The sequence below is a fragment of the Actinoplanes sp. NPDC024001 genome, assembly GCF_040638955.1.
Classification (GTDB): domain Bacteria; phylum Actinomycetota; class Actinomycetes; order Mycobacteriales; family Micromonosporaceae; genus Actinoplanes.
Genome location: NZ_JBEZZB010000011.1, coordinates 31807 through 51122 on the forward strand (window position 1 = coordinate 31807; position 19316 = coordinate 51122).

The 19316-nt window shown below is 70.0% G+C and carries 16 protein-coding genes; 10 read left to right on the top strand and 6 right to left on the bottom strand.

Annotated elements, in window-relative coordinates:
* Positions 1 to 115 precede the first annotated feature (115 nt).
* On the bottom strand, positions 116 to 781 hold the full coding sequence (locus AB0F81_RS06615) for a TrkA family potassium uptake protein (RefSeq protein ID WP_360192029.1): 666 nt from the start codon (positions 779 to 781) through the stop codon (positions 116 to 118).
* Entirely contained in the window at positions 774 to 2342 is a 1569-nt protein-coding gene (locus AB0F81_RS06620; RefSeq protein ID WP_360192031.1) for a potassium transporter TrkG, read from the bottom strand. Before AB0F81_RS06620 ends, AB0F81_RS06615 begins: the two co-directional genes overlap by 8 nt.
* Before the next feature lie 168 nt (positions 2343 to 2510).
* On the opposite strand from AB0F81_RS06620, the gene AB0F81_RS06625 reads away from it, so the two are divergent.
* From AB0F81_RS06625 to AB0F81_RS06635, 3 genes are all read left to right on the top strand, one after another.
* Positions 2511 to 4499, top strand: a complete 1989-nt coding sequence (locus AB0F81_RS06625; protein WP_360192034.1) for an amino acid transporter — start codon at positions 2511 to 2513, stop codon at positions 4497 to 4499.
* A 406-nt stretch (positions 4500 to 4905) separates the two neighbouring features.
* The gene (locus tag AB0F81_RS06630; protein ID WP_360192037.1) at positions 4906 to 5109 is read left to right on the top strand and encodes an aldo/keto reductase; all 204 of its coding nucleotides are present in this window, start codon (positions 4906 to 4908) and stop codon (positions 5107 to 5109) included.
* A gap of 116 nt (positions 5110 to 5225) precedes the next feature.
* The gene (locus tag AB0F81_RS06635; RefSeq protein ID WP_360192040.1) at positions 5226 to 5777 is read left to right on the top strand and encodes an aldo/keto reductase; all 552 of its coding nucleotides are present in this window, start codon (positions 5226 to 5228) and stop codon (positions 5775 to 5777) included.
* 216 nt (positions 5778 to 5993) lie between these two features.
* Here AB0F81_RS06635 and AB0F81_RS06640 read toward each other — a convergent pair whose 3' ends face one another.
* Together AB0F81_RS06640 and AB0F81_RS06645 are read right to left on the bottom strand one after the other, a co-directional pair.
* On the bottom strand, positions 5994 to 6623 hold the full coding sequence (locus tag AB0F81_RS06640; protein ID WP_360192043.1) for a hypothetical protein: 630 nt from the start codon (positions 6621 to 6623) through the stop codon (positions 5994 to 5996).
* Positions 6624 to 6970: 347 nt separating this feature from the next.
* Positions 6971 to 9715, bottom strand: coding sequence for an AAA family ATPase (locus AB0F81_RS06645; RefSeq protein WP_360192046.1), 2745 nt, complete (start codon positions 9713 to 9715; stop codon positions 6971 to 6973).
* Positions 9716 to 9842: 127 nt separating this feature from the next.
* Here AB0F81_RS06645 and AB0F81_RS06650 point away from each other — a divergent pair, with 127 nt between their 5' ends.
* From AB0F81_RS06650 to AB0F81_RS06665, 4 genes are read left to right on the top strand one after another with little or no spacing between them, the layout of a single operon-like run.
* Entirely contained in the window at positions 9843 to 10634 is a 792-nt protein-coding gene (locus tag AB0F81_RS06650; RefSeq protein WP_360192048.1) for an alpha/beta hydrolase, read from the top strand.
* A gap of 23 nt (positions 10635 to 10657) precedes the next feature.
* The gene (locus tag AB0F81_RS06655; protein ID WP_360192051.1) at positions 10658 to 11593 is read left to right on the top strand and encodes an alpha/beta hydrolase; all 936 of its coding nucleotides are present in this window, start codon (positions 10658 to 10660) and stop codon (positions 11591 to 11593) included.
* Position 11594: 1 nt separating this feature from the next.
* Positions 11595 to 12431, top strand: a complete 837-nt coding sequence (locus tag AB0F81_RS06660; RefSeq protein WP_360192054.1) for an alpha/beta hydrolase — start codon at positions 11595 to 11597, stop codon at positions 12429 to 12431.
* Between the two features lie 23 nt (positions 12432 to 12454).
* Positions 12455 to 12919: a DUF4396 domain-containing protein gene (locus AB0F81_RS06665; RefSeq protein WP_360192057.1), complete on the top strand. Its 465-nt coding sequence runs from the start codon at positions 12455 to 12457 to the stop codon at positions 12917 to 12919.
* A gap of 82 nt (positions 12920 to 13001) precedes the next feature.
* Here AB0F81_RS06665 and AB0F81_RS06670 read toward each other — a convergent pair whose 3' ends face one another.
* On the bottom strand, positions 13002 to 13943 hold the full coding sequence (locus AB0F81_RS06670; protein WP_360192060.1) for an alpha/beta hydrolase: 942 nt from the start codon (positions 13941 to 13943) through the stop codon (positions 13002 to 13004).
* 208 nt (positions 13944 to 14151) lie between these two features.
* Here AB0F81_RS06670 and AB0F81_RS06675 point away from each other — a divergent pair, with 208 nt between their 5' ends.
* Both AB0F81_RS06675 and AB0F81_RS06680 read left to right on the top strand, forming a co-directional pair.
* Entirely contained in the window at positions 14152 to 15300 is a 1149-nt protein-coding gene (locus AB0F81_RS06675; protein ID WP_360192063.1) for a zinc-dependent alcohol dehydrogenase, read from the top strand.
* A gap of 13 nt (positions 15301 to 15313) precedes the next feature.
* On the top strand, positions 15314 to 15883 hold the full coding sequence (locus AB0F81_RS06680; protein ID WP_360192066.1) for a hypothetical protein: 570 nt from the start codon (positions 15314 to 15316) through the stop codon (positions 15881 to 15883).
* Positions 15884 to 15892: 9 nt separating this feature from the next.
* Here AB0F81_RS06680 and AB0F81_RS06685 read toward each other — a convergent pair whose 3' ends face one another.
* On the bottom strand, positions 15893 to 17980 hold the full coding sequence (locus tag AB0F81_RS06685) for an ATP-binding protein (RefSeq protein ID WP_360192069.1): 2088 nt from the start codon (positions 17978 to 17980) through the stop codon (positions 15893 to 15895).
* Positions 17981 to 18162: 182 nt separating this feature from the next.
* Between AB0F81_RS06685 and AB0F81_RS06690 the strand changes: the two genes are divergently transcribed.
* Positions 18163 to 19311, top strand: a complete 1149-nt coding sequence (locus AB0F81_RS06690) for an endo-1,4-beta-xylanase (protein WP_360192072.1) — start codon at positions 18163 to 18165, stop codon at positions 19309 to 19311.
* Positions 19312 to 19316: the final 5 nt, after the last annotated feature.

Genomic DNA, 19316 nt, shown 5'->3' on the forward strand with positions numbered 1-19316 from the left:
CCCGGATCCGCCGGGGCGGGTGAGAAGGTGCGTCTTCTCGTCCGCCCCGGCAACACAATTCAGCCGCCGGCGCGACCGGATCCTGCAGCCCTGTACGGCAGCCGCGCTCCGGGTATCAGGCCAGGTTGGCGAAGGTCTCCACGGCGCGGGTGCGGCCGGCCACGATGAGGATGTCACCGGCGTAGACGGTGGTGTCGGCGGTGGCGTAGGTGAACTCCTCGCCCGGCCGTTTGATCGATACGACGGTGACGCCGTACTTGGCGCGCAGCCCCGCGTCGGCCAGGGTCCGGTCGTATGCCTCCTCCGGCGCCAGCGTCTTGACCAGGGCGTAGTCGTCCTCGAACTCGATGAAGTTGAGGATCTGGCCGGTGACCAGGTGGGCGACACGTTCGCCCATCTCGTGTTCGGGCAGCACCACGTGGTGGGCGCCGACGCGCTGCAGGATCCGGGCGTGCTGCCGGCTGATGGCCTTGGCCCAGATGTTGGGCACGCCCAGGTCGGCCAGCAGCGAGGTGGTGAGGATCCCGGCCTCGAGGTCGGTGCCGATGCCGACCACGGCGTGGGCGGTCTCGTGCACACCGAGTTGGCGCAGCGCCTGTTCGTCGGTGGTGTTCGCGATGGCGGTGTGGGTGAGCTGGTCGGCGTAGCTCTGCACCACCGCGGCATCGGAGTCGATGCCGACCACCTCCCAGTCCTGGCGCATCAGCTCCAGGGCGAGGGAGCCGCCGAAGCGGCCCAGGCCGAGCACGACGATACGGTTGTCGGTCGTCTTCCTAGCCAACGATGGGTCGCTCCTCGGGTAGTTCGTAGCGGCGGGTGCGTTCCCGCAGCGCGAGTGCTGCCGTGGCGGTGATCGGGCCGAGCCTGCCGATGAACATCAGCAGGATCAGGATGACCTGCCCGGCGGTGCCGACGTGGGCGGTGATGCCGGTGGAGAGCCCCACGGTGGCGAACGCCGAGATCGTCTCGAACAGCACCCGGTCCAGCGAGAACGGGGTCAGAGCGAGCAGGGCCAGGGTGGACGTCGCGATGACGCCGACGCTGAGCAGCGCGACGGTCAGCGCCTGCCGCTGCACTCCGGCGGGCAGCCGCCGACCGAGGGCGTGCACGCTGGGTTCACCGCGGATCTCAGCGAGGATGACGAACCCGAGCAGGGCGAAGGTGGTGACTTTGATGCCGCCCGCGGTGCCCGCGCTGCCGCCGCCGATGAACATCAGCGCGTCGTGGACGAGCAGGGTGATGTCGCGCAGCTGGGACATGTCGAGGTTGTTGAAGCCGGCGGTGCGGGTCATCACCGAGGCGACGAAGCTGGCGTGCAGCTTGTCCACCAGGCCGAGCCGGCCCAGGGTAGCCGCGTTCGACCACTCGGCGACGCCGATGGCCAGCCATCCGGCGGTGAGCAGCAGCCCGGTCATCCCCAGGGTGATCTTGGTGTGGATCGACCAGCGGCGCGGAGTGCGCAGTTCACGGCGTAGCTCGGACAGCACGGGAAAGCCGATGCCGCCGATCACCACCGCTGCGCACAGCGGCAGGCAGATCATCGGGTCGGCGACGAAGCCCATCAGCGAGTCGGCGTAAAGGCCGAACCCGGCGTTGTTGAACGCCGACACCGCATGGAAGACGCCCAGGTAGAGGGCGTGCCCCGGAGCGCGGCCGTAACCGTCGGCGAACCGCCAGGTCAGGATCGCGGCCACCGCGACCTCGACGCCGACACTGATCCGCAGGACGTTGAGGACGACCCGGCGCACGTCACCGACGCCGATGCTCTTGGTCTCGGCCTGGGTGCCGAGTTGCAGCCGCATCCGCAGCCGGCGGGCGACGAGCAGGCCGAGCAGCGACGCCAGGGTCATGATCCCGAACCCGCCGATCTGGATCAGCGCGAGGATGACCCCTTCGCCGAACCCGGACCAGTACGTCGCCGTGTCCTCGATGACCAGGCCGGTCACACACACCGCCGAGGTGGCGGTGAACACGGCGGTCACCAGGTCCGCGCGGTGGCCGCCGGCGGTGGCGAACGGCAGTGACAGCGCCATCGAGCCGACCACCACGGCGGCGGCGAAGCCGAGCACCACCATGCGCGCGGGATGTGCCACCGCCTGCCGCAACAGGACACTCACCGCGGCCGGGGTGTGCCAGCGCCGTACCTCTGCGCGCGCCCGCAGCCAGAGATGGTGGAGCAGCGACCGCAACCGCGCACCGCGCCGCCTCCGGGCCGGCGCTGGCGCCGGCGCCGGCCGCGACAGCGGCGACCAGACCAGCAGCCCCACTCCGAGGACGAAGGCCAGGAACACACCGACGATTGCCAGTACGCCCACCAGCAACTGTGCCCAGGTCGACTCCACCGGCCCATGATTCACCCCGGGCACCGCTCAGCGCCTCGCCCGGCGGCTGGCCGGCAGTTTATTAACGCTCTTTATACGCCCCGGCGCTGCCGGGAAGGCGGTCGAGGGCAGAACCGGGACGTAGCGTGAACGGCCGTGCCAGAACGTGCAACGGACGGAAAGACCCAGATGGATACCACGACACCGGCGGCGGACCCGGTGATCCCGGCGGTGGTCGAGTCGCCGGAGCGACGGCTACCCCCCTCGTACGGATTCGCGGGATGGCTGTTGCGGCACCAGGTCCAGCCGGTCGGTCCGGCGGCGGGGGAGGCGCACGCCGAACAGCACTCCTGGTGGAAGGTCATGTGCCTGACCGGAGTCGACTACTTCTCCAGCCTGGCCTACGTGCCGGCGATCGCGGTCGCCGCGGCCGGCGCGGTCTCTCCACTGGCCACGCTGCTGATCGTGGCGTTGACCCTGTTCGGGGTTCTGCCGATGTACCGGCGGGTGGCGAACGAGAGCCCGCACGGCGCCGGCTCGATCGCGATGCTGGAGCGGCTGCTGCCGTTCTGGCGGGGCAAGCTGTTCGTGCTGATCCTGCTCGGTTTCGTGGCCACCTCCTGGATCATCACGATCACCCTGTCGGCGGCGGACGCGTCCGTGCACATGGTGGAGAACCCGTACCTGCCGGGATTCCTGCACGGGCACGAGGTCGCGCTGACGGTGGCGCTGCTGCTCGTACTCGGTGGGGTTTTCCTGCTGGGGTTCAGCGAGGCGGTCAGCGTGGCCATCCCGCTGGTGGCGGTCTTCCTCGCCCTCAACGCGCTGATCATCGGGGCCGGGTTCGCCGAGATCGCGGCCGACCCGTCGGCGTGGTCGACGTGGACGGCGGCGCTGACCGACCTCGGTGGTGGCCTCGGGGTGCTCGGCCCCGCGGTGCTCGCCTTCCCGCTGCTGGTGCTCGGCCTGTCCGGGTTCGAGACCGGGGTCAGCATGATGCCGCTGGTCGCCGCGGACGGCGCCGACGAGCAGCAGCGGATGCGATCGCGAGTCCGCAACAGCCGCAAACTGCTCACCACGGCCGCGGTCATCATGAGCGTCTACCTGCTGGCGGCGAGCGTCGTCACCACCGTGCTGATTCCCGCCGAGGAGTTCGCGCCGGGCGGCGCGGCCAACGGGCGAGCCCTGGCGTGGCTGGCCCACGAACAGCTCGGCGAGGCGATCGGCACCGCCTATGACATCTCCACGATCCTGATCCTGTGGTTCGCCGGTGCCTCGGCCATGGCCGGGCTGGTCAACATCGTGCCCCGCTATCTGCCCGGCTACGGCATGGCGCCGGAGTGGGGCCGCGCGGTACGGCCGGTCGTGCTCGTCTACACCGCGATCAGCGTGATCATCACCATCGCGTTCGGCGCCGACGTCAACGCCCAGTCCGGCGCCTACGCCACCGGCATCCTCGCGATGATGGTCTCCGGCGCGTTCGCGGTCACCGTGTGGGCGGTGCGGCATCGGCGCGGCTTGGCCACCATCGGCTTCGGCCTGCTCACCGCGGTGCTGCTGTACGCCCTGATCGAGAACATCCTCGAGAAGCCCGACGGCATCGCGATCTCCGGCCTGTTCATCGCCGGGATCGTCACCGTCTCGCTGGTTTCCCGGGTCGCCCGCACCACCGAGCTGCGCGCCGACCGCATCGAGTTCGACGAGGCCGCCCGCCGATTCATCACCGACACGCTGCGCTACGACGGGCGTATCAATCTCATCACCAACCGGCGGCAGGCCGGCGATGCCGCCGAGTACGAGCAGAAGGAACGTGAGCAGCGCTACGACAACCCGGTGCCGGGCAGCGCCGACGTGATCTTCCTGGAGATCGACGTGATCGACCCGTCGGAGTTCAGCAACACCCTCACCGTGCGCGGCGTCCAGATCGACGGCCACCGGGTGCTGCGCGCCGAGGCGCCGGCCGCGCCGAACGCGATCGCCGCGATCCTGCTCACGCTGCGCGACACCACCGGCGTGCGGCCGCACTGCTACTTCGCCTGGGCGGAGGGCAGCCCGCTCGTGCACATGGTCCGGTACTTCCTGCTCGGGCGCGGCGACACCGCTCCGGTCACCCGCGAGATCATCCGTAAGCACGAGCCGGACCCGGCGAACCGGCCCGGCATCCACGTCGGTTCCTGACCGCGTGATGGATCGAGAAAGAGCAACCTGGCCAGGTTCGGCAGTACGCCGCCGGGTGGCTTGCTCGATCCTGCCGCGACTCCGGGACGCTTAAGGAGCCTGGAGCAGACCCCGGACGCCTGCCGGGCGATGGTCGACCGCGCGGCGCTCAAGGTCCTCGTCCGCCCCTGAGAGGAACTTTCGATGACCTGGACTGATGGCGAACGCTGGTTCCGCCGCGCCCGGGCCTCCGGCATCGGACGCATCCGCGAGGCCGAGCCGGGCACGCAGGACGGCAATCGACGCGGCCGATCACCGCAAGTACGACCGGTACGGCCCCGCGATCGTCGGCTCCGTCACCGGCCCCGACGCGCCCGCGGTGACTATCCGGCTGCTGCCCACCGAGTGACCAGAGAGGCATTTCACCATGGAACTGCGACCGCTGGGACGCACGGGCGTCCACGTCAGAAAGCTGTGCCTCGGCACCATGATGTTCGGTGACTGGGGCACCAAGGACCACGACGAGAGCATCAAGATCATTCATCACCGCGGCGGCTCACGCCGGTGGATCATGAAGTCGGTGGAGGACTCGCTGCGCCGGCTTGGCACCGATTACCTCGACCTCTACTAGATCCACCGATGGGACCCGGCGGTCGACCTCGACGAGACCCTGGGCGCGCTGACCGACCTCGTCCGCGCGCCGGCAAGATCCGCTACCTCGGCCACTCCACGTTCCCGCCGTCGACGATGGTCGAGGCGCAGTGGGTCGCGGAAAGACGAGGCCGGGAGCGGTTCGTCACCGAGCAGCCGCCGTACAACATCCTGGTACGCAACATCGAGAACGAGGTGCTGCTGGTCACCCAGCGGTATGGGATGGGCGTCATCCCGTACAGTCCGCTGGCCGGGGGCTGGCTGTCCGTCCTCTACCGCAAGGACGCGCAGGAAGGCCCGATGTCGCAGGCGCGTAAGCGCCCCGCCGCCCGCTTCGACCTGTCGCTGCCGGAGAACCAGCGCAAGCTCGAGGCGGCCGCGCAGCTCGCCCGGCTGGCCGACGACGCCCGGCTGACGCTGATCCAGCTGGCGATCGCGTTCGTGCTGCGCCACCCGGCGATCACCGCGCCGATCATCGGTCCGCGCACCATGGATCACCTGGAGTCCCAGCTCGCCGCCGCGGACGTCGTGCTCTCCGGCGACGTGCTGGACCGCATCGACGAGATCGTGCCGCCCGGCCTGACCATCAACCCGGCCGAGAACGGCTGGGTGAGCCCGTCGCTGCAGCCGGCGGCGCGTCGCTGCTGAACGACCCACGCGAGCACGCCCGTCCCGGTCGGCGGGTGCTCGCGTGCTCTCGACGAAGGGGAAGTTCCGGTGCCGGCACCGCGCCCGCGACCCGGCTACGGCCGGCGCCCCACTAGCTCGGCAGCGCGCCTGGCCTCGGCGATCGTCCCCGGCGGCGCAGACGCTGAGACGATCCTGGTGGATCGCGGCGACGCCGCCCCGACCTTGCCTACCCGGTCAGTGCACCGTGTCGTTGAGCTCATTCCTGCGCGATGTTCGGTTCTTTGACGAGCCGGCAGTGACCGTATCGATCAACTTGGCAAGCGTCACGCCAACGAGCGCGGTGGCCAGCAACAGGCCTGTGGCGAGAAGTGGCTGATTGGTGCGCTGAAGCGTAAGTTCGGCATTTCCGAAAGGAATCTGTTCGCCGGTCGCGGGATCAGGCATGGAAACCCAATCCCTGGATATCCCTACAAGCCCGATCTCCAAGTCGTCGACGGTGACGGTCTCGCCCTGAAGGATGCAGTAGCGATGGCCGTCCAAGTCGATCTCGATAATGTCCTTACCGTTGCGCCCTTGGTTGTTCATGGGAATCTCATCGGTCAAATCCGGACACCGGGTCTTGATTTGCTCTGCGTCCCACTGATTTTCCAGGAGTGCCCATTGGCCGAAGATCTTCTTGCCGTCGTAGAAAGGGGCAAGCTTGGTCCGGTAGTCGGTGTTGACCCAGAGGTGGTCGGCGCCGAAGCCGCGAGGATCCGCACTAACCAATACTGCGCAGACGGCGACAAGGGCCATCGTCAGTAGTGACCACGCGATGAGTGATCGATTCCTGCGAAAACGCCCCGCGGAATGCTCCACGTCCATGTACGTGAGCGTAAAGGTGCTTAGCTACGGTTTTCCACCGTTCGAGTGGCAGCGTAATAGAGCGGATCTTATGCCGGTGAACGTTGCCGCACTTCAAGCCTCAGTTATGCCAATTGTTCATCCGTTCACGTGTGCAGGAAACGGGCCTGGCAGACATCAGCGGAGAGTTGTCTCGATTCAAGATGCAGGTTCAGCTTTCCAGGACCACCCCTGCCTTCCGGAGGCATTGATGGTGTCTATGAGTGAACTGTCGATGGCCGTCGCTGAGCACCGAACTCGGCGCCGAGGCCGTCGGTCTCCATGGCGGTGCCGGTCACCACCGCATTGGCACGCGGCCGCGGACATGATCAGGAATCGCGGGGGAGTACGTCGTCGAGTTGGCGCCGTGACGTCACCGCCAGCTTCCGGAACACCTTGCGCAGGTGGTAGTCGACGGTGTTCGGCGAGATGAACAACCGGTTGGCGATGTCATGGTTGGTGGCGCCGGTCCGGGCCAGCTCGGCCACCGCCGTCTCCTGCGGTGTGAGCGCGTCACTCCCGCTTGCCGGGCGCGCCGGAACCCGATGGCCGGTGGCCTCGATCTCGCTGCGGGCCCGGTCGCCGAACAGGCGCGCGCCGATGGTGTCGAACAGGTCCGCCGCGGCACGCAGCTGGCTGCGCGCGTCCCGGCGCCGGCGTTGCCGGCGCAGCCACTCGCCGTAGAGCAGGTGGGTGCGCGCCAGGTCGAGAGGGACGGCCGCGGAACACTCGACAGCCCGCAGATAGTGCCGCTCGGCCGTCTCGTCGGTGCTGACCAGAGCCTGGCAGCGGGCCAGCAGCCCGGCCGCGCGGTCGGTGCCGCCGGCCCGGGCGTGCTCGGCGAACCGGGCCAGCAATCCGCGGGCCCGGCCCCGGTCGCCGACCCGGGAAGCGCACTCCACCAGGTCGGGCAGCGCGCGGATGCCGGTCCGCGTCGACGGTCCGTGGTCGAGGCGTCGCGCGATCACATCCGCCGCCGGATAGTCACCGCGGGAGATCTCCAGCAGCATCAGGGCGATCCGGTGAGAGGTGACCAGCGCACCCGCACCGACATAGGTCATGCCGGCGACGGCGGCCTCGTGCTGCTCGCGCAGCAGGGTCTCCTCGCCGAGCAGCGCCGCCAGTTCCGGGTTGACCAGGTGGTAGCCGACCATGTGCGGCGCCATCTCGATCGACAACCGCACCTGCTCGGCCTCGCTCATCAGCGCGGTGGCGGTGCGCAGGCGCCCCTCGTCGGTGATGCAGATCGCCCGGCTGTTGAGCAGATGGACCAGGTCGAACAGGGCGCCGCGGCGACGCATCACGGTTTCCGCCCGATCCAGGACACGCAGCCGCAGGTCGCTGTCCCACAGCAGATGCGCCGCCCACATCGCGGCGCGCGCCGCCAGGATGACGTCGTCGTCCGACATCGACGGGTCCAGGTAGCCGCGCACGGCGTCACGCAGCGGCCCGGCGGCGGCCGCGACGCCGTCGAGCACCGCGGTGGCGTGCGCGAGAAGCAGACATCCGACGGTGCCCGGCAGATCGCCGGCGCTGTCGCGGACGCGCCGGGCGATGGCGGGCAGGCTGGTGCCCTCGATCAGGTCGTCGGCGGTGAGCGCCTCCAGGAACGCCTCGAACAGGGCGTCGCGGCAGGCGAGGCCACCACCGAACGCGGACGCCGCCTCCATCAGCATCGCCGGGCGCCGGGCGCCGGCACCCGGTGCGGACAACATCACCGCGGTGCGCGCGGAGGCGACCAGGACGCGGCCGCGGGCCGCTCCCGCCAGCCGGTGACCGGCCAGGCTCTGCAACAGGGCATCAGCCTGTACGTACGCGCCCGCGCGCACCGACGACTCCAGCGCCGCGAGGGTACGGGCGATGCGGCCCTCACCCTCGCCGGACAGGGCAGCGGCGCGCACCAGCAGCGCAGCCCGGCCGGTCGACCCGCCGGCGTCGCCGGTCCGCTCCGCGGCAGCCTCCAGCTGGGCGGCGACCGTCTCGTCGGGACCGTCCGCGGCGGCCGCCAGGTGCCACACCCGCCGCTCGGCGTCACGTGCGCCGGACAGGGCACCGGCCAGCGCGGCATGGACCCGGCGCCGCTGTACGGTGCTGGCGGCGTTGTAGACGGCCGCCCGGACCAGCGGATGACGGAACTCGACGTACCCGCCGTACCTGATCAACCGGGCCTGCTCGGCCGGCTCCGCGCTGGATGCCTGCAGGCCGAGGGCCTGCGCCGCCCGGGCGATCGTCGCGCCGTCGCCGGTGTCCTCGGCGGCGGCGATCAGCAACCACAGGCGGGTGTCGTCGGGCAGCCGCTCGACGTGCCGCAGGTAGTGCTGCTCCAGGGTGTCGCCGACCGGCACCGGCTCGGGCAGCGCGGACCGGCCGGTCAGCTGGCCGGTGGTCAGTTCGCGGGACAGGTCGACGATGGCCAGCGGATTGCCGCCGACCGCGGTGACGATCCGGTCGGCGACGCCGGCGTCGACCGGCTGCTCGACGACGCTGCGCAGCAGCTGGCGCGCCGGTTCGGCGGCGAGCCCGCCGAGCGGCAGCGCCGGCAGGTCGGTGAACACGGCCGGCCCGCTGTCGGGCCGGGTCGCGAACAGCATGGCGATGCGCTCGCTCCGCAACCTGCGCGCGACGAACGTCAGCGCCGCGGCGGACTCGGTGTCCAGCCAGTGCGCGTCGTCGACCCAGCAGACGACCGGTCCCGCGGCGCTCAACTCGGTCAGCAGCGCGAGCAGGGCCATGCCGAGCACGGCCCGGTTGACCTGCCGGTCCAGCTCCATCCCGACGATGGCGAGCAGCGGCTCACGGTACGGGTCGGGCAGCGCGGCCACCCGTTCCTCGTGTCCGCGCAACAGCCGTTGCACAGCGGCGAACGGCAGATCCTGCTCGACCTGAACGCCGCGCAACCGCAGCAGCCGCATCTCCGGCATGTCGGCGAGAACCGACTCGATCAGGGCGGTCTTGCCGACGCCCGGATCACCGGTGACCACGTGCACCCGGCTCGCCTCGCGCCGAACAGCCCGGAGGCTGGAAGACAGTAGTTCCCGCTCGGTCTCGCGGCCGATCACTGGCACCCCGGCCATGCACATCCCCGTTGTCGCGTCGTAGCCGAGCGCGACACTAACAGCGCCACGCTCCCACGAGCTGCCCCGTCCCAAGACTACGAATCACGTGTTTCGGCGCGGTTCCCGCGGCACCGAAGATCGCTGCGTGGGTTACGTGATCGCCGAGGACGGCGCGCAGCTGTACTACCGGGACTGGGGACCGTGCGGCGGACCCGTCGTGGTGCTGAGTCACGGCTGGCCGCGGCACAGCGACCAGTGGGAGGTGCCGGCCCTGTTCCTGGCCCGGCACGGGTTCCGCGTCATCGCCTATGACCGGCGCGGGCACGGCCGGTCCGCGCAGACCTGGGACGGCAACGATCTGGACGGTTACGCCGACGACCTGGCGCTGGTGGTCCAGCACCTGGAGCTCGGCGCGTTCAGCCTGGTCGGTAGCTCCACCGGGACCGCCGAGGTCTGCCGTTATCTGCGGCGGCACGGCACCGACCGGGTGCAGCGGCTGGTGCTGGCCTCGACCGTCACCCCGGGCGGTGTCCCGGCGGCGGTCGCCGCCGCGCTGCTGGAGGGTTCGCTGCGCGACCGCGCCCAGCTCTACGCCGACCTGGCCGCGGACGTCTACTACGGACGCGACGGGGTCTCCGCCGGGGTCCGGCTGGCCTTCCAGTGGCAGGCGCTGCAGGCCGGGGCGCACAACGCGTACGCCGCTCTCGCCGCCTGCACCGCGGTCGACCTGCACGCCGACGTGGCGGCCTGCCGGGTGCCGACGCTGATCGTGCACGGCGACGCCGACCGGATCGCCCCGGCCGACACCGCGGGCCGGGCCACCGCGGCGCTGCTCGACCGGGCGTCGCTGCTGCTCTATCCCGGCGCCGCGCACGGGCTCACCGAAACCCACGCCGAGCGGTTCAACGCTGATCTGCTGGCTTTCCTGCAGTCCTGACACACCCGATTTCCAGGAGAGACATGATGTCCCACCCCGTGCTGGAGCCTGCCGCGCAGGCGTTCGCCGACGCGACGGCGAACCCGCCGTATCTGTTCGATCTCGGCCCGGTCGCCGGTCGCAAGACCGTCGACGAGGTGCAGAGTCCTGAGGTGGAGGTGCCGGGAACGACGAAGGTGTCGTTCACCGAGCCCGCCTTGACGATCTTCCGGCCCGACGGCGCCGACGGTCCGCTGCCGGTGATCCTCTACATCCACGGAGCCGGCTGGGTGTTCGGCAACAACCACACCCACGACCGGCTGGCCCGGGAGCTGGCCGCCGGAGCCGGGGCGGCGGTGGTCTTCCCCGATTACAGCCTGTCGCCGGAGGCGCAGTATCCGACGGCGATCGAGGAGAACTACGCGGTCGCCCGATGGGTGCTCGAGCACGGCGCCGAGCACGGCCTGGATGCTTCGCGGATCGCGGTCGCGGGTGACTCGGTGGGCGGCAACATGTCCGCCGCGCTGACCCTGATGGCCAAGGAGCGCGGCGATCTGAGGTTGGCCGCGCAGGTGCTGTTCTACCCGGTCACCGACGCGAACTTCGACACCGGCTCCTACGAGCAGTTCGCCGAGGGCTACTTCCTGCGCCGTGACGCCATGCGCTGGTTCTGGGACCAGTACACCACCGACGAGGCCCAGCGCGCGCAGATCACCGCGTCGCCGCTGCGAGCGACGACCGGCCAGCTCGCCGGCCTGCCGCCGGCATTGATCATCACCGCCGAGGCCGATGTGCTGCGCGACGAGGGTGAGGCGTACGCCGCCAAGCTGCGCGCCGCCGGCGTCCCGGTGACCGCCGTGCGTTACCAGGGGATCATCCACGACTTCGTGATGCTCAACGCGCTGCGTGACACCCACGCCGCCCGCGCCGCCATCAGCCAGGCCATCGCGTTCCTGCGCACCGCCCTGAAGGAGAACTGACATGAGCCTGCAGACCGACCTGGCCCAGATCGAAGCCGCCAACGCCTCCGGGAAACCGCCGGTCGTGTTCATCCATGGGCTGTGGCTGCTGCCGACCAGCTGGCAGCGGTGGGCCGAGGTGTTCGCCGAGGCCGGCTACGCCCCGGTGCTGCCGGGCTGGCCGGACGACCCGGACACGGTGGAGCAGGCCAACGCCCACCCGGAGGTGTTCGCGAACAAGAGCGTCGGGCAGGTCGCCGACCACTTCTGCGACCTGATCGGCAAGCTGGACCGCAAACCGGCGATCATCGGCCACTCGTTCGGCGGGCTGCTCACCCAGATCAGCGCCGGCCGCGGCCTGTCCGCCGCGTCGGTGGCGATCGACCCGGCGCCGTTTCGGGGCGTGCTGCCGCTGCCGATCTCCGCGTTGCGGGTCGCCAGCGTCGTGATCGGCAACCCCGCCAACTACCACCGGGCCGTGCCGCTGACCTACGACCAGTTCCGCTACGGCTTCGCGAACGCCGTCACCGAGGACGAGGCCCGGCAGCTGTACGCGACCTACGCGGTCCCGGCCTCCGGCGAGCCGCTGTTCCAGGCCGCCACCGCGAACCTCAACCCGTGGACCGAGGTCAAGGTCGACACCGGCAACCCGGACCGCGGCCCGCTGCTGATCATCTCGGGGGAGAAGGACCACACCGTGCCGTGGGCCATCGCCAACGCCTCCTACAAACAGCAGAAGGACAACCCCGGCATCACCGAGATCGTCGAGATCCCCGGCCGCGGTCACTCGCTGACCATCGACAGCGGCTGGCGCGAAGTCGCCGACACCGCCCTCACGTTCATCCAACGCTTCCATTAGCCGTACCCGGAAAGGTTTTGATCTTGAGCGAGCATGCCCACCATGCCGCGGCGGGCGCGGGGTGGAACATGGCGATCAGCGCCACCCTGCACTGCCTGACCGGCTGCGCCATCGGCGAAGTCCTCGGCATGGCCATCGGCACCACCCTGGGCCTCAGCGACGGCGCCACCATCGCCCTCGCGGTCACGCTGGCGTTCCTGTTCGGCTACGCTCTGACCGCACGCCGCGTGGTCCGGACCGGCCTGCCCTGGCGTCAGGCCATCCGCATCGCGCTGGTGGCCGACACCCTGTCCATCGCCGTGATGGAACTCGTCGACAACCTGGTGCTGCTGGCCATCCCCGGAGCGATGGACGCCGGACTCGCCTCCCTCACCTTCTGGCTGTCACTGGCCTTCGCCCTCGCGGTTGCCTTCGTGGTGACCGTCCCGGTGAACCGGTGGCTCATCGCCCGGGGTCGCGGCCACGCCGTGGTTCCCGCCCACCACTGACGCGACACGCCCGGCGCCGCACGCTTCACGGCGTGCGGCGCCGGCGCTCAGCCCGGACATCGGGGAGTGGGACGACGTTCGGTCAGGCCGCGACCGGTTCGGGCGCGGCGGCAAGGTTGGTGGTGAAGAAGGCGTCGAGCTCGTCGACGGCCGGATCGACGTAGTCGCGCTTGTCGTAGAGGTCGACGTGGCTGGCGCCGTCGATGAAGACCAGCCTCTTGGGGCCGACCGCCCGCTGGAACGAGTCGATGCTCATCCACGCGGTCACCGCGCGCCGGCCGACGATGACCAGGACCGGGCGCGGCCCGATCAGCGGGACCGCGGCCCACGCGTCGAACAGCGCGAGGTGGTCGATGCTGGTCCAGGTCAGCCGCTTGGTCGAGCGCGGGTGCCCGCCGCGCGGGGTGCAGTAGTACTCGAAGCCCTCGTAGCCGTGCTGACCACCGAGCGCGCGGGCCTGCTCGATGGTGTCGGGGAACAGCTGGAAGGTCTGCTCGCCCTGGCCGGCGGCCTCGGCCGTGCGCGCCGCGGCGGCCGCGTCGAGCATGCCCTGGAAGACGGCCGGGTCCTGGTCGCCGTCGGCGCCATGGCGGAACTGGCGGGCGATGTCGACGCCGCTGACCGTGGCGACGGCCTTGACGCGGTGGTCGCTCGCCGCGGCGTTGAGTCCGTAGCCGCCGGAGGCGCAGATGCCGAGCAGACCGATGCGGTCGGCGTCGACCTCGGGGCGGGTGGTCAGGTAGCTCACCGCGGCCTTGTGGTCCTCGATGCGGTGCGCCGGGTCCTCCAGCCCGCGCGGCAGCCCGGCCGATTCCCCCTGGTAGGCGGCGTCGAACGCGATCGTGATGAAGCCGCGCTCGGCGAGTAGCGAGGCGTACAGGCCCGCGGCCTGTTCCTTGACCCCGGTACCCGGGTGGCCGACCACGACGGCCGGCAGCGGTCGCTCGCCCGCGCCGTCGGGCAGGTAGAGGTTCGCGGCGAGTTCGATGCCCTGACTGTCGAACCTGACGTCCAGCTTCCGCATGGCGTTCCCGTCTTTCTGTCGTGTCTGTGTCCCCTTCACGCTCGCGTGCGGATGCCCCCGATCGCCCCAGTGACCGTCACGGGCGTAGTCACGGGGGTCGCAGCAGAGGACGGGCAAGGGACCGAAGCCGGCGTCGCTGTTTGCCGGCGTTGCCCGGGGGTAGCCAGTGCTGCGGCAGATCCGATGCCGGCCGCTGCAGGAGGCGCTGATGCAAGCCATGGTTTACCGCGGTCCGTACCGCGTGCGCGTCGAGGAGAAGGACCGGCCGGCGATCGAACACCCGAACGACGCGATCGTCCGGGTGACCCGTGCCGCCATCTGCGGCTCCGACCTGCACCTTTACCACGGGATGATGCCGGACACCCGGGTCGGGATGACCTTCGGCCACGAGTTCGTCGGCGTGGTCGACGAGGTCGGCCCGTCGGTGCAGCGGCTCAAACCCGGCGACCGGGTGATGGTGCCGTTCAACGTCTTCTGTGGCTCCTGCTTCTTCTGCGCCCGCGGCCTGTACTCCAACTGCCACAACGTCAACCCCAACGCCACCGCGGTCGGCGGCATCTACGGCTACTCGCACACCTGCGGCGGCTACGACGGCGGCCAGGCGGAGTTCGTCCGGGTGCCGTTCGCCGACGTCGGGCCGAGCCCGATCCCGGAGTGGATGGACGAGGACGACGCGGTGCTGCTCACCGACGCGGTGGCCACCGGATACTTCGGCGCCCAGCTCGGCGACATCGTCGAGGGCGACACGGTGGTGGTCTTCGGCGCCGGCCCGGTCGGGCTCTCCGCTGCCAAGTCGGCCTGGCTGATGGGCGCTGGACGGGTGATCGTCATCGACCACCTGGACTACCGGCTGGAGAAGGCCCGCACGTTCGCGCACGCCGAGACGTACAACTTCGCCGAGTACGACGACATCGTCGTGCACATGAAGAAGATCACCGATCATCTCGGCGCCGACGTGGCCATCGACGCCGTCGGCGCCGAGGCCGACGGCAACCTGCTGCAGCACGTCACGGCCGCGAAGCTCAAGCTGCAGGGCGGCTCACCGGTCGCGCTCAACTGGGCGATCGATTCGGTACGCAAAGGCGGCACCGTCTCGGTGATGGGCGCCTACGGACCGATGTGCAGCGCTGTCAAGTTCGGTGACGCCATGAACAAGGGGCTCACCCTGCGGATGAACCAGTGCCCGGTGAAACGCCAGTGGCCGCGCCTGTTCGAGCACGTCCGCAACGGCTACCTCAAGCCCAGCGACCTGGTCACGCACCGGATCCCGCTGGAGCACATCGCCGAGGGATACCACATCTTCTCGGCGAAGCTGGACGACTGCATCAAGCCGATCATCGTGCCGAACGCCGCGTAGGGGAGAGGACGTCATGGCCTACACACCGGACAAGCCCAAGCTGGCCGAGTCCAGCGACGAGCTGCGCGCCCGGATCCCGGGCTGGGGCGCCGACCTGGACCCGAAGGACCGGCCGTCGGTGCCGCAGGAGGTTTTCGACCCGGATCTGAGCGGCGCGCACTGGGAGTTCCCGGAACGCCAGCCGGAGCGGTGGCCGCGGGAACGCTCGATCGAGCACAAGTTCCTCACCCCGGTCTTCGGCACGTCCTGCCCGCCGCGCGGGCTGTCCGGGGCGATCCGCAAGTACTCGTACGCCAAGTACAGCGAGGGCCGCGCCGCGCACTGGCTGCTGCTGCTCGCGGCCGACCGGGTGGACGTGGCGGAGAGCCGGGTGCTGTCTCTGCTGACCGGCCGCCCGGACCGGCTGATCGCCGAGACCGGGATGCGCGGCGAACTGTCGCATCACGGGCTGCGCTCCCGGCTGGGCCGCAACCGTGCGGACGTCAAACACCACCCGCTCGACCCGATCGTCGCCGCGGCGCCGTGGATCATCGGGGCGTGCCTGGGATACGCGATCACGCGCCGCATGGCCCGCAACCGCTGACCGCCGGTGTCAGGTGGCCGCTGGGCGGTTGCCGGGTGCGGTGGGCAGGCGGACGGTGAAGGTGGTGGCGGCTTCGTCGGGTTCGCTGACGGCGATGGTGCCGCCGTGTTGTTCGACGATGGTCCGGGCGATGGTGAGGCCGAGTCCGGTGCCGGGGATGCCGCCGTGGCGGGCGGCGTCGTTGCGGAAGAACATGTCGAACAGCCGGCCGCGTTCGTCGGCGGGGATGCGGTTCCCGGTGTTGGAGACGGCCAGGGTGAGGGTGTGCGGGTCGCAGCGCAGGTTGATTCCGACGGTGCTGCCGGGGCTGGCCCGGGTGAGCGCGTTGGCGAGTAGTTCGTCGACGACTTGACGCAGCCGAGCGGGATCACCGTGCAGCGGTGCTGTCGGTGGGGTGTTCGCCTCGATCGCTACCGGGACGGTCGAGGCCGTCCGGGCGGCGTCGACCGCCGCGTGCACGACGGTGGCCAGATCCATGGGCCGGGCGTCCAGGTCGATGTGCCCGGAGCGCATGCCCGACACGTCGAGCAGCTTCATGACGATGCCGTTGAGAGCATCGGTGTGACGCCGCATGACCTCCAGCATGGACCGCTGTTCCTCGGATGTGTCCGGGTCGTCGAGCATCACCTCCGTGTAGGCCTGAACGCTGGTCAGCGGAGTCCGTAGCTCGTGGCCGACCAGGGCGATGTACTCGTCCCGGGACTGCTCCAGTTCGGCGGCGAGGCGTTCGGCGCGGCGACGGGCGAGAAACTCGCCGATGTGCGCGCCGATGCCGGTCATGATCGCGGTGCGGGTGTCGTCCGGGGCCTCGGCGGTGTCGCTGTAGCAGACCAGCACCGCCAGGATGGCCGACCCGCTGGGAACCGGAGTGGCCAGGGCGGCGCGCAGCGGCCCCCAGTCGGCGTGCAGGTTCGCTACCCACACCGGGGCCGCGTTCTGCCAGGCGCGGCCTGGGATGTCTTGGCCGTACAGCAGTGGGTCCGGCAGCTGGTACGGCCGGCCATAGCCGGGCTCGGCCCAGCAGCTGGCGCGGCGCAGTACGCGGGCGACGTCGTCGACGGTCCACAATTCCGCCGCCGTCCAGCCCGCTCTGCTGCCGATGACCTCCACGATCCGGGCCAGGATCTCCTGGGGTGGGTTCGGTTTGGAGGTCAGCCGGGAGATCTCCAGCTCGCATTCCTTGTAGCGGGCGGCGCGACGGTGCAGGGTCACCTCGTGCAGCGCGACCACCGCGGCCAGCCCGGGGTGGCCGGACACCGGCCGGCCGTTGGCCCGGAAGTACCGCCGCGGCGCCGCGGGCGCCCGGACCACGACTTCGACATCCCGTATCCGTTCCCCACGCAGCGCGCGTGCCAGCGGCAGGTCCTCGCCGTGCATGCGCCGTCCGTCCGGGTGAAACAGAGAGCGACGCTGCGCCCACTGGTCGATCGTCACCCCGTCGAGCAGGTCACCGAACAGCCGCCGGGCGCCCTCGTTGAACAGCACCGGCAGGCCGGCGGCGTCACAGCCGACGACGGCGGTGTCGAGGCTGTCGAGCAGCGCGTGCAGAGTTTCGTTCTGCTCCTGCAGCTCGCGCCGGGCGAAGACCTCGGCGGCCATCTGCTCGGTCCGGGTCCGTAGTTCGGCGGTGAGCTCGTCCAGCGCGGAGGAGTCTCCGCGGGCCTGCATGAAGGCGGTGACGTCCTCGGTGCGGTGCAGGATCCAGCGCAGTTCACCGTCCGCGCCGAACACGGGAGCGTTGGCCGGCGCCCAGTACCGGGTGTCGAAACCACCTTCAGGCCGCGGGATGTCGTACTTCTGGATCGCCATCACGTCGGTGACCCGACCGCTGAGCACCCGCCGCAGCGAGGCTCCCCACATGCGCACGCCGCTCGCGGCCGGGTCGTCGGGGTTGTCGGGAAACGCGTCGAAGACCGGCCTGCCTACCAGTTCCTCGCGGCTGCGCATGGTGGAGTCCAGGTAGGCGTCGTTGGCCTCGACGATCACCAGGTGCGTGTCGAGCACGAGCACGGGCGTCGGCACCGCCAGGAACAGCAGCCGATGATCGACGCTGTCGACCCGGCCGTGTGTTCCGACGTGCTTGTTCACTTCCCCCACCCGGACATCGTACGCAAATAGTAATCGCAGTGTGATTCCGGGCAGTACTCGGGTCGAGTCGCTGAGGGGTGCGCTCTTGACCGCCTGGACAGCGAGGCATAGATTGCCTTCGTTCGTTACTTACGAAACGAGACCGAAACTTTCGAGAAACGCTCCGTCCCTCCCCCTCGCAAGGAGTCCCCGTGCGTCGTCCTTGGCTTTCTCTCGCTGTCGCCGGTGCCACAGCGCTGCTGGGTGGACAGCTCGCCTTCGCCGGTTCCGCCGCGGCCGGCGCCGGCTCGCCGGCCGCCAAACCATCACCGGGCCAGGCCTACCCGGCCGATTCGTTGCGGGCGCTCGCCGCGAAGGTGGGCCTGCGCATCGGCACCGCGGTCAACATGGATGAGCTGGGCACCAACGAGAAGTACACGCAGATCACCGCCGAGCAGTTCTCCAGCGTCACCGCGGAGAACGTGATGAAGTGGTCCGAGGTGGAGGCCGTCCGCGGCACCTACACCTGGGAGAAGGCCGACCAGATGGTCGCGTTCGCCAAGCAGAACCGGCAGTTGGTGCGGGGCCACACGCTGTTGTGGCACAACCAGCTGCCCGCCTGGCTGTCCACCGACGGATACACCACCACCCTGTCGAACGACGAGGTGAAGGCGGCCCTGAAGAAGCACATCTTCGCGCAGATGCGCCACTTCAAGGGTGACGTCTGGCAGTGGGACGTGGTCAACGAGGCCTTCGACGACAACGGGGAGCCCCGCCAGACCATCTGGTACAAGGCCTGGGGCGGCATCGGCTACATCGCCGACGCGTTCCGCTGGGCGCACCAGGCCGACCCCAAGGCCCTGCTGTTCTACAACGACTACAACCTGGAGTTCACCGGGCCCAAGAGCAACGCGGTGTACGCCCTGGTGCAGTCGCTGAAGGCGCAGCGGGTGCCGATCCACGGCGTCGGGTTCCAGGGTCACCTGTCCACCCAGTACGGCTACCCCGACCTGTTGAGCAACCTGCAGCGCTTCGCCGCGCTGGGTCAGAAGGTGGCGCTGACCGAGGTGGACGTGCGCACGCTGACCAAGGCGGACGCCGTCAACGAGCCGGTGAACGCGCTGGCCCCGTACGCTCAGGAGAGCTATTGGTCGCGCACGCTGAAAGCGTGCCTGGCCGTGCGTGCCTGCATCTCGTTCACGCCGTGGGGCTTCGGTGACGCCTACTCGTGGGTGCCGGGCTGGTTCTCCGACCCGCAGGAGGGCGCTGCCCTGATCTACGACGAGCAGCTGAACCCGAAGGGCCAGTACCACGTGCTGCAGCAGGATCTGGCGCTCGCCGCGGGCGCTCCGCGCCGATAGGTAGC